This is a genomic window from Acidovorax sp. CF316 (genome assembly GCF_000276605.1).
Classification (GTDB): Bacteria; Pseudomonadota; Gammaproteobacteria; order Burkholderiales; family Burkholderiaceae_C; genus Acidovorax.
The window spans coordinates 18,201-27,822 of the sequence record NZ_AKJX01000280.1 but is presented as its reverse complement, the minus strand read 5'-3'; the positions used below and the strand labels follow the sequence as shown (position 1 = coordinate 27,822).

Sequence of the window (9,622 nt, the reverse complement as noted above, 5' to 3'; positions counted from 1 at the left end):
CCCCTTCTCTCGAATGGCTGCGCCATTCGGGAAGGGGGACACCGCCAGCGCGGCGGGGCGGCCCTTGCGCGGCGGTCACTGGCCTGTGGAGAGCGTGCCCTTCCTTTAGACATTGGTTGATCGACCCGGGAGTTCTCTCTGCGGAGTCGGGGTACAGGGTTTGCACCTAGATTAAATACTAACCAGTTCGTACAAAATTCATTCACAACGAACGAAGACGGAGACACACCATGTTTGCACTGGCCGATCGCGTGCTGCGGGGATACACCCGTGTGCTGGACGTGCTCTCGGGCATCTGCCTGGCCATCATGGTCGTGCTGGTGTTCGGCAACGTGGTGCTGCGCTATACCTTCAACTCGGGCATCACCGTGTCCGAGGAGCTCTCGCGCTGGCTCTTCGTCTGGTTGACCTTCATGGGCGCCGTGGTGGCGCTGCGCGAGCACGGCCACCTGGGCATGGATGCCTTTGTCTCGCGCCTGCCCGTCGCAGGCAAGAAGGCCTGCCTGGTGATCGCGCAACTGGCCATGCTCTACGTCTCGTGGCTGCTGCTGGCCGGCAGCTGGGCGCAGGTGCTGATCAATTGGGAGACCGAGGCACCGGTGACGGGCGCCTCGGTCGGCATCTTCTACGCCAGCGGCGTGCTCATGGGCGCCTCGGCCATCGTGATCCTGCTGCGCGACCTGCTGCGCACCTTGCTCGTGCCGCTGGCCGAGCATGAACTGATCATGGTGCAGGAGAGCGAGGAGATGGCCGCCTTCGAGCGCAGCAACCCCGGCCTCCAACCCCCTTCCGACAAAGCGGACAGCGATGGCCCTGCGAAGCACTCCTGAGCGCCTCTTCCCGAGAAACACACCATGACCGTCGCGATCTTCATCGGTTCCCTGCTGCTGGCCATGGCCATCGGCATTCCCATCGCCTATGCGCTCTTGATCAGCGGCGTTGCGCTGATGTGGCACCTCGACCTGTTCGACGCGCAGATCCTGGCGCAGAACGTGATCAACGGGGCCGACAGCTTCCCCCTGCTGGCCGTTCCCTTCTTCATGCTGGCCGGCGAGATCATGAACGTGGGCGGCCTGTCCAAGCGCATCGTCAAGCTGGCGCTGGCGCTGGTCGGCCACATCCCGGGTGGCCTGGGCTACGTGGTCATCATGGCCGCCGTGATCCTCTCCGCGGTCTCTGGCTCGGCCGTGGCCGATGCCGCCGCGCTGACCTCGCTGCTGCTGCCCATGATGGTGGCTGCGGGCCACGCCAAGGAGCGCTCGGCCGGCCTCATCGCCTCGGCCGGCGTCATCGGGCCCATCATCCCGCCGTCCATCGGCTTCGTGATCTTCGGGGTGGCGGCCAACGTCTCCATCAGTAAGCTGTTCCTGGCGGGCATCTTCCCGGGGCTGCTGCTGGCGGTCGCCATGGCCGCGACCTGGTGGTGGCTGGGCCGCACCGAAAAGGTCACGCCGCCACCGCGCGCCACGCGGGCCGAGCTGGGCACCGCACTGCGCGAGGCGGGCTGGGCCCTGGGCCTGCCGGTCATCATCCTGGTGGGCCTGCGCATGGGCGTGTTCACGCCCACCGAGGCCGCCGTGGTGGCCGCGGTGTACGCCCTGCTCATCTCCATGGTGGTCTACCGCGAGCTCAGCTGGCGCGAGCTGGCCGGCATTTTCCAGGCCGCAGCGCGCACCAGCGCCGTGATCATGTTCCTGGTGGCCGCCGCCATGGTGTCGGCCTGGCTCATCACGGTGGCCGACCTGCCGAGCAAGGTGATCGGCATGCTCGAGCCCTTCATGGGCAACCCCACCCTGCTGTTGGTGGCCATCATGGTGCTGGTGATGGTGATCGGCACCGCCATGGACATGACGCCCACCATCCTGATCATGACGCCGGTGCTGATGCCGGTGGTCAAGGCCGCCGGCATCGACCCCGTCTACTTCGGCGTGCTGTTCATCATCAACAACTCCATCGGCCTCATCACCCCGCCCGTGGGCACCGTGCTCAACGTGGTGGCAGGTGTCGGGCGCATCTCCATGGGCCAGGTCACGCGCGGCGTCATGCCCTTCATGCTGGCGCAGTTCGTGGTGATGTTCCTGCTGGTGATGTTCCCCGCGCTCGTCACCGTACCGCTGCGCTGGCTCGGTGGCTGATCCGCCCGCCCGTTGCTGCCGCACCCCCTTTTTCTGCCCGTCCTAAAACCAAGGAGACATCCATGAAACTCTTGAAGACCCTGCTTGCCACGGCCCTGGTCGCCACATCGCTGCTGCCTGGCGCCCACGCGCAGGAGCGCACCATCAAGTTCGCCTTCCAGAACCAGAAGGAGCACCCCCAGGCCCAGGGCGCGCAGAAGTTCGCCGACCTCGTGGCGGCCAAGACCAATGGCCGCATTGCGGTCAAGCTCTTCCCGGGCGGCACGCTGGGCGGTGACCTGCAGACCGTCTCGGCACTGCAGGGCGGCACGGTGGAGATGACGGTGCTCAACGCCGGCATCCTGTCGGCCCAGGCCAAGGAGTTCGGCATCTACGACTTCCCCTTCCTGTTCGCCTCGCCGCAGGAGGCCGATGCCGTGACCGATGGCCCCTTCGGCAAGAAGCTGCTCGACAAGCTGCAGGCCAAGAACCTCGTGGGCCTGGGTTACTGGGAGCTGGGCTTTCGCAACCTGACCAACAGCAAGAAGCCGATCACCAAGGCCGAGGACATCGCGGGGCTCAAGATCCGCGTGATCCAGTCGCCGATCTACATCGACATGTTCAACGCCCTGGGCGCCAACGCCGTGCCCATGCCCTTCCCCGAGCTTTACACCGCCATGGAGCAAAAGGCGGTGGACGGCCAGGAGAACCCGTTCTCGACCATCCTCTCGTCGAAATTCGCCGAAGTGCAAAAGCACCTCACGGTCACGCGCCACATGTACAACCCCCAGGCCGTCATCGTCTCCAAGAAGTTCTGGGACAGCCTGAACCCGGCCGACCAGAAGGCCGTGACCGAGGCCATGGCCGAGGCCACCACCTTCCAGCGCAGTGTCTCGCGCTCGCAGGCCGACGTGGCGCTGGAGGAACTCAAGAAGGCCGGCATGCTGGTCACCGAATTCTCGCCCGCCGAGGTCGACAAACTGCGCGCCAAGGTCAAGCCCGTGGTCGAAAAGCACAGCGACAAGGTCGGTGCCGACACGGTGCAGGAGGTCTACGCCACGCTGGCCAAGCTGCGCGGCGGCAAGTGATCCCGCAACCCGCATGGCCCTGGCGCTTTCCGCCCGGGCCATGCGGGACGGCCTGTATTCCCATGGACTCCCCGCTGCTTCTCGATTCCCCGCCCACCATGTCTTCCACAAGCCCCCGCAAGGTACTGATCGGGCTGATCGGTGCAGGCATCCAACAATCGCTGTCGCCCGCGCTGCACGAAGAGGAAGCGCGGCACCACGGCATGCGCCTGCACTACCAGCTGATCGACCTGGACCGCTCCGCCTCTTCGCCCGAGCAACTGCCGACCCTGCTGTCGGCCGCACGCATCATGGGCTATGCGGGCTGCAACGTGACCTATCCCTGCAAGCAGGCGGTGATCCCGCACCTGGACGACCTGTCCGAGGAGGCCCGGGCCATGGGCGCCGTGAACACCGTGGTGGTGCAGGGCGGCCGGCTGGTGGGGCACAACACCGACGGCTCCGGCTGGGCCTGGGGCTTCCAGCGCGCCCTGCCGCAGGCCGACCTGTCGCATGTGGTGCTGCTGGGCGCGGGCGGTGCCGGCGCCGCGATTGCGCATGCCGTGCTGCGGCTGGGGGCGCAGCGCCTCTCCATCGTCGACGCGCAGCCCGAGCGGGCCGCCCAGCTCGCAGCGGATGTGAATGCGCTCTATGGTGCGCGGGCCCAGTCCAGCGATATCGCCAGCGCCATGGCGCAGGCCACGGGGCTGATCCATGCCACGCCCACAGGCATGGACAAGCTGCCCGGCCTGCCCCTGGACGTGGGCCTGCTGCGCCCGGCGCTGTGGGTCTCGGAGGTGGTGTACTTTCCGCTCGAAACCGCCCTGGTGCGAGCCGCGCGCGCACTGGGCTGCCCGGTCTCGGACGGCGGCGGCATGGCCGTAGGCCAGGCCGTGGGCGCCTTCGAACTGTTCACGGGCGTGGTGCCTGACGCGGCACGCATGGACGCCCACTTCCGCCGGCTCGTGGCAGCCCGCTGATCTTCCTTCTTCTGGAGCGCATTCCATGAGCACACCGATGACGGCCGACCGTGAATCCCTGGGCACTCTGCCCAACCCCCTGGGCCTGCAGGGCGTGGAGTTCATCGAGTACGCCACGGCACGCCCCCAGGCGTTGGGCCAGGCGCTGGAGCGCATGGGCTTCAAGCCCGTGGCGCGCCACCGTTCGCGCGAGGTGCTGCTGTACCGCCAGGGCGGCATGAACATCATCGTCAACGCCCACCAGGGCGAGGGCGCCGGCGCGAAACTCCCCGCCCCCGGCGATGCGCCGGTGCTGTCCGCCATCGCCTTCCGGGTGGGCAATGCCGCGGCCGCCTACCGCCGCGTGCTGGAGCTCGGCGCCTGGGCCGTGCACACCGAGGTCGAGGTCATGGAGCTCAACATCCCGGCCATCCACGGCGTGGGCACGAGCCGCATCTACTTCGTGGACCGGCACCGCGAGTTCTCGATCTACGACGTGGACTTCGTACCCATCCCCACGGTGGACCCGCGCCCGCCTGCGCAGCATGGCCTGCACCTGTTCGGCCTGGTGCAGTACATCGGCCTGGACCGGCTGGCCGACTGGACCGCCTTCTATGGCGAGCTGTTCGGCTTTGCCGAGCTGCCGCCCGAGCAGAACTTCGGCGTGCTGACGCAGGGGCGCATCCTCGCCAGCCCCTGCGGCACGCTGTACTGGCAGCTCATCGAGCCGTTGATCGACGCGCTCGATGCCGACCCGGGCGAGCTGCTGCAGCGCGTGGCCTTCGGCACCGGCGACGTGCTGGCGACGGTGGCGGCCCTGCGCGCGCAAGGGGTGGACTTCGTCGAATCGCCCACGGGCGTGCACAGCGAGGTGCGCGGAGCGCTGACACGCGCCGAGGCCGGCGGTGCCAGCTTCGAGCTGGTACTCGATCCCCGTTGAAGGAATTCACCACCATGCGCGCCCAGGCCATGCAACGCAACGTCGCCGATTTCGGCATGGACACCATCAGCCTCGCCGGTCCGCTGGAGGCCAAGCTCGCCGCCGTGAAGGCCGCCGGCTTCGGCCAGATCATGCTGGCCGCGCGCGACCTCGTCGGCCACCCAGAGGGCATCGATGCCGCCGTGCAGGCGGTGCGCAGCAGCGGCCTGCGTGTCACGGGTTTCCAGGTGCTGCGCGACTTCGAGGGGCTCTCGGGCCACCTGCACAGCTACAAGGTGGGCATTGCCCAGCAGATGATCCTCATGGCACGGGCGCTGGGCACCCGCGTGCTGCTGGCCTGCAGCTCCACTTCGCTGCACGCCACCAACGATCCCGATGCCATCGCCCGCGACCTGCGCAAGCTGGCCATGCTGGCACTGCCGCACGGCATCCGCATCGCGTTCGAGGGCCTGTCCTGGGGCCGGCACATCAACGAGGTGCACCAGGCCTGGGCCGCGGTGCAGCGGGCCGACTGCCCCAACCTGGGCCTGGCCATCGACTCCTACCACCAGTTCGCCACCAGCACGCCGCTCGAGGCGCTGGAAGGCGTCGACCCGGAGCGCATCTACCTGGTGCAGCTGTCGGACTTCATGTGGCAGGAAACGCGCACGGTGCAGGAGCGCATCGACACGGCGCGGCATTTCCGCGTCTTCCCGGGCGAGGGCGTGCACAGCCAGGCGCTGGTCGAGCTGGTGCGCACGCTCGACGGCATGGGCTACCGGGGTGACTACAGCTTCGAAGTCTTCAACGACGACTACCAGCAACTGCCCCTGCCCTATGTGGCCGGCCGGGCCTGGAACAGTGCCGTGTGGCTGGCCGAAGGGGTGCTGCAGCGTGCCGTGCCGCTGCCAGGGCACCTGCGGCTGATGGGTCGCTAGCTGTTGGCGCGCTTCTTGAGCCAGCGCATGAGTCCACCCACCATGGGCAGCTTCTCGTACAGTTCCTCGGCTGCGTCCCAGTAGTCGCGGTGCAGCGTGACCAGGCCCTGGCCGTCGAACACCAGGTGCGAGGCGCCGCGCACGGTCTGCGTGGTGCCCTTGTGGAAGTTGCGGAAGGCAAACAGGAACTCCCAGGTCAGAAAGCATTGCTGCCCCTGCACCACGCGACCGGTGACCACGAAACGCGGCTGCTCCAGCGCCACGAACATGTGCTCGAAGATGTGCCGGATGGCGGGCAGGCCCTGCACCTCGTTGAACGGGTCCTTGAAGCGCGCATCGGCCGCATACAGGTGCCCCAGCGCCGCCACGTCGGCCGGGGCCAGGGTCTCGAAGAAGGCCACGACGCGGGTGACGGCTTCTTCGGTGGATAGCATGGTGTCTGGTGGCGGCATGGTGCTCAAAGTCCGGTGAACTTGCGGATCGCCGGAAAGTACCACCCATAGGGCAGCACGCGCAGCATTTTCATCACGCGCGTGAAGCGCTTGGGGAAATGGATGTCGAACGCGCCCTGCCCCCAGCCCTTGAGGATGGCCGTGGCCGCCTCTTCGGGTGTGATCAGCGCAGGCATGCGAAAGTCATTGCCCTCGGTGAGCGGCGTGGCCACGAAGCCGGGGTTGACCACGCTCACGCCCATGCCCAGGCCGTGCAGGTCCAGGTACAGCGCCTCTGCCAGGTTGATCAGTGCCGCCTTGGTCGGGCCGTAGGCCAGGCTCTTGGGAAGCCCGCGGAAGCCGGCAACGCTGCTGACCAGGCTCACATGCCCGGCGCGGCCCGACTTCGCGGCGGCCAGCATGTCCGGCAGCACGGCGGCCAGCAGGTGCAGCACACCCGTGTAGTTCACCTGCTCATGGCGCAGCATCACCGGCAGGTCGAACTCCGTGGCGCGCATGTGGTGGTAGGTGCCTGCGCAGTAGCACACCAGGTCCAGCGGACCGCCCGCCAGCACCTGGGCTGCGGCCGCCTTTACGGCGTCGGGCACGGCGGTGTCCAGCGGCAGGGCGATGCTGCCGGGGTGCTGCACGGCGAACGCATTGAGCGCCGCCTCGCTGCGGGCCGAGACGATGACCTGTGCGCCGCGCGCGTGCAGGGCCGATGCCGTGGCCCGGCCGATGCCGCTGGAGGCGCCCACCAGCCAGGCACGGCGGCCCTGCCAGTCGCGCAGGCGGGGGTTGAGGCTCATGGCAGTCGCTTGGTGAAGGACAGCGTGATCTCGCCCAGCCGCACGCCGAACTTGCGCATGGTGGCGCGGTTGAGCATCACGCGCTCGTCCATGAGGTACATCCAGTCGTCCAGGTCCACGTGGTAGACCGTGCCGTCCACGGGCAATGCCAGCGTGTAGTTCCAGCGGAAGGCGTTGCCGCGCACCTGGCCCACGGCTTGGCCGATCACGTCGCCGGCCGTGCCCGTGTAGCGGCCATCGGCCTCGCGCGTCAGGCGCCAGATGCGCCGCTCGGTGCTGCCGTCCGAATAGGTGAAGGCCTCGTCCAGCACGCCCTGGTTGCCGGTCCACTGGCAGTGCATGACCACGGTGAAGCGCTTGACGATCTTGCCGCTGCGGTCCTGGAACATGCCGTGCGCGTCGACCACGCCGTTGAAGTACTGCGCGAGGTCGAGCACCGGCTTCTCGGCCGCATAGTCGGCCACGTTCTGGCCGGCGCAGCCCGACAGCGCCAGGGGGGCGGCCACGGCCGCCGTCGAAAGAAGGAGCAAGCGTCGCTGCATCACGGTCTGCCTTGGAGGATGGGGTGGGCTGGGTGCGCGGGTTTGCGCAGGATCAGGAGGTACAGCGCCGCGGTGGCTGCGAGCTTGAGTGCGCAGGGCAGCACGGCATAGGCCAGGGTCAGGGTGTGCAGGCCTTCGGGGCTGCGCGTGCCGGGCGTGTAGCCCAGGGTGTCGAGCAGGGGCAGGACCAGGCCCGCAGCTAGCGCCAGGTTGAGCTTGGTGGCAAAGTTCCACCAGCCGAAGTAGGCGCCTTCGTGCTGGCCGCTGTCGCCCTCGGCCGCCACCACGCCGGCCAGCAGGGCGCCGGGCAGGGCCAGGTCCGTGCCCAGGGCCACGCCCGAGAGTGCGCACACCGCGAGGAAGGGCCCGCTGTCGCCCGCGCCGAGCGCCGCCGTCCAGCCGAACACCGCGACGGCCAGCAGCATGCCCGCCAGCCAGGTGCGGGCCAGCCCCCAGCGCGCCACGGCCCGCAGCCACAGCGGAATCGAGAGCGCGGCGCAGAGGAAATACGCAGCCAGGAACATCGGCTCCTGGCCCGGCGGGGCCTGCAGCCGGTCCTGGATGAAGAACAGCACCAGCGTGGCCGGTACGGCGCTGGCGATGCCATTGAGCACGAACACCGCGAGCAGGCGGCGAAAGGCGGGTCGCGTCCAGGGCCGCCACAGCTGCGCACGGTCGGTGGCGTGGGGCGCAACCGCAGCGGGCCGGGGGGCGCGCAGCCACGCCAGCCAGCCCAGCACCAGCGTGGCCGCGAAAACGCCCAGCATCACTGGCAGGCCCAGCAGCGCCGGCAGCATGGAGGCGAGCACCACGCCCACCAGGGCCGCGCCCTCGCGCCAGGCCACGATGCGGCTGCGCTGCAGCTCGTCGCCGCCCAGGCGTGCGCCCCAGGACTGGTGGGCAATGCCGAGCTGGCTGTAGGCCAGGTAGCTGACCAGCAGACAGGCCAGGGCCCAGGCGGCGAGCGCACCCTGGCCCTGCACCCGGGGGAAGAACAGCGCGGTGAGCCCGACGGCCAGCACCACGGCGGACACGGCCCCCGTGGAGAGAACCGCCAGGGGCGAGCGCTCGAACAGCCGGTCGGCCCAGCGGCCGAGCAGCGGGTCCGAGACGGCGTCGAACAGCCGTGCGGCCAGCAGCACGCCGCCCAGCGTGGCCAGGGGCATGCCGAACTCGCGCGCATAGTGGTTGGGCAGCAGCACGTACAGCGGCAGCGCCACAAAGGCCAGCGGCAGCCCGAGCAGGCCATAGGCCAGCCCCTGGCGCCAGGGCAGCGCCGTGCCGGTGGTCATGGCGTTCCCGCGGCCGCAGGCGGCGCGATCAGCGCCTGGCGCAGCGCAGGCTCCGACGTGCGGGGCGACAGCCAGATGCCGAAGAACAGACGCGAGAACTCGGGGTCCTTGACCTCGCCCACCACCTGCCCGCCCATCTGGAACACGGCACCCGCCCCGGGCTGGTAGATGCCGGTGAGCTGGTCGCCGGCCTTCACGTCGGGCAGGGCGGCCTGCAGCGCCTGTTGCCAGCGCGTGGCCTGGGCGGGGGTGAAGCGGCCCACGCGGCGCATCTCCTGGATCGAGCGCCTGGCGATCGCTTCGGCCGTGAATTCGCGTTGGTAGGCCAGCTGGAGCACCAGCGGTTGGGCGGCGTAGTTGCTGGCGTCGAAGCCCGGGCTCACCCACAGCTGTGCGCTGTAGATTTCGAAGCCCAGAAAGCGCAGTGTGCCCTGGCCGGCCTGGCGCAGCCCGGCCAGCGGCTCTGCGCCTGGCGCCTGGGCCAGCGACACCCCGGGACACAGCAAGGCCAGGGACAGGGTGAGTGCGGTGGCATGCTTCATGGCCATGGC

The 9,622-nt window shown here is 68.9% G+C and carries 11 protein-coding genes; 6 read left to right on the top strand and 5 right to left on the bottom strand.

Annotated features, from left to right (window positions below):
• Positions 1-230 precede the first annotated feature (230 nt).
• From PMI14_RS31455 to PMI14_RS31430, 6 genes are all read left to right on the top strand, one after another.
• Positions 231-830, top strand: a complete 600-nt coding sequence (locus PMI14_RS31455; protein WP_007861503.1) for a TRAP transporter small permease — start codon at positions 231-233, stop codon at positions 828-830.
• 24 nt (positions 831-854) lie between these two features.
• A complete protein-coding gene (locus PMI14_RS31450; protein ID WP_007861501.1) occupies positions 855-2,135 on the top strand; it encodes a TRAP transporter large permease in 1,281 nt (426 codons plus the stop codon).
• Between the two features lie 62 nt (positions 2,136-2,197).
• Entirely contained in the window at positions 2,198-3,202 is a 1,005-nt protein-coding gene (locus PMI14_RS31445; RefSeq protein WP_007861499.1) for a TRAP transporter substrate-binding protein, read from the top strand.
• Between the two features lie 98 nt (positions 3,203-3,300).
• Positions 3,301-4,161: a shikimate dehydrogenase gene (locus tag PMI14_RS31440; protein ID WP_108016587.1), complete on the top strand. Its 861-nt coding sequence runs from the start codon at positions 3,301-3,303 to the stop codon at positions 4,159-4,161.
• Positions 4,162-4,186: 25 nt separating this feature from the next.
• A complete protein-coding gene (locus tag PMI14_RS31435) occupies positions 4,187-5,080 on the top strand; it encodes a 4-hydroxyphenylpyruvate dioxygenase (protein WP_007861496.1) in 894 nt (297 codons plus the stop codon).
• Positions 5,081-5,094: 14 nt separating this feature from the next.
• Positions 5,095-5,997, top strand: a complete 903-nt coding sequence (locus PMI14_RS31430; RefSeq protein WP_007861495.1) for a sugar phosphate isomerase/epimerase — start codon at positions 5,095-5,097, stop codon at positions 5,995-5,997.
• Here PMI14_RS31430 and PMI14_RS31425 read toward each other — a convergent pair.
• From PMI14_RS31425 to PMI14_RS31405, 5 genes are read right to left on the bottom strand one after another with little or no spacing between them, the layout of a single operon-like run.
• Positions 5,994-6,431, bottom strand: coding sequence for a nuclear transport factor 2 family protein (locus tag PMI14_RS31425; RefSeq protein WP_007861494.1), 438 nt, complete (start codon positions 6,429-6,431; stop codon positions 5,994-5,996). The two genes, PMI14_RS31430 and PMI14_RS31425, sit on opposite strands and share 4 nt — an antisense overlap.
• Before the next feature lie 23 nt (positions 6,432-6,454).
• Entirely contained in the window at positions 6,455-7,237 is a 783-nt protein-coding gene (locus PMI14_RS31420; protein ID WP_007861493.1) for an SDR family oxidoreductase, read from the bottom strand.
• Positions 7,234-7,779: a DUF3833 domain-containing protein gene (locus PMI14_RS31415; RefSeq protein WP_007861492.1), complete on the bottom strand. Its 546-nt coding sequence runs from the start codon at positions 7,777-7,779 to the stop codon at positions 7,234-7,236. The genes PMI14_RS31420 and PMI14_RS31415 overlap by 4 nt, the downstream gene beginning before the upstream one ends.
• The gene (locus PMI14_RS31410) at positions 7,779-9,071 is read right to left on the bottom strand and encodes an MFS transporter (protein ID WP_007861491.1); all 1,293 of its coding nucleotides are present in this window, start codon (positions 9,069-9,071) and stop codon (positions 7,779-7,781) included. Before PMI14_RS31410 ends, PMI14_RS31415 begins: the two co-directional genes overlap by 1 nt.
• Complete coding sequence (locus PMI14_RS31405) at positions 9,068-9,613, bottom strand: chalcone isomerase family protein (RefSeq protein ID WP_007861490.1); 546 nt, start codon at positions 9,611-9,613, stop codon at positions 9,068-9,070. The genes PMI14_RS31410 and PMI14_RS31405 overlap by 4 nt, the downstream gene beginning before the upstream one ends.
• Positions 9,614-9,622: the final 9 nt, after the last annotated feature.